The organism is Chitinophaga sp. 05T412 (assembly GCF_056396465.1).
In genome coordinates this window covers 1-690 of sequence record NZ_JBFTLN010000063.1, presented here as the reverse complement: position 1 = coordinate 690, position 690 = coordinate 1, and the positions used below count along the sequence as shown (strand labels likewise).

Sequence of the window (690 nt, the reverse complement as noted above, 5' to 3'; positions counted from 1 at the left end):
AGCGATGGTTGGTCAATGGGCGTATTGATCAAAGAGCTGCTGCATCTCTATCATGATAACAGTCCGCTGCCGGCATTGCCCATCCAATACAAGGATTATGCAGTATGGCAACAATCTTACGCAGACGATACCGCCAGAATTTATTGGCAGCAACAGTTTTCCGGTGAACTACCGGTGCTGGAGCTGGTGGCTGACAAGCCCCGTCCTGCAGTAAAAACCTACCGTGGCGGGATGGTACAAAAAACAATAGACATCTCCGGTTTATCGGCGCTGTTACAACCTACAGGCAGTACGCTGTTCATGGGACTGGTAGCAGCGGTAAACACCTTACTGTATCGCTATAGCGGCCAGGAAGATATTATCCTGGGTAGCCCTGTTGCCGGCAGAGAACATGCAGACCTGGAAGGACAATTAGGTTTCTATGTGAACACGTTGGCGCTAAGGACCCGCTTCAGCGGCAGTGAGAGCTATCTGCAACTGCTGGAGCAGGTGCGACAGGTGACGATGGCTGCTTATGAACATCAGTCGTATCCTTTTGATGAGCTGGTGGATACATTGCCACTGAAGCGTGACATGAGCCGCAGCGCCTTGTTTGATGTGATGGTGGTGTTACAGGAAACAGACCTTGATGAAGTGATTGCGGCCCAACAAAGTGGTGGTCTGCAAATAAATCCATATACAGATCTGAGT

General features: G+C 50.1%; 1 protein-coding gene. It reads left to right on the top strand.

Annotated elements, in window-relative coordinates; all coding sequences use genetic code 11:
• Positions 1-690 (top strand): condensation domain-containing protein (locus AC1DFM_RS34670; protein ID WP_477081365.1); only part of this gene is annotated, 690 nt, incomplete at both ends.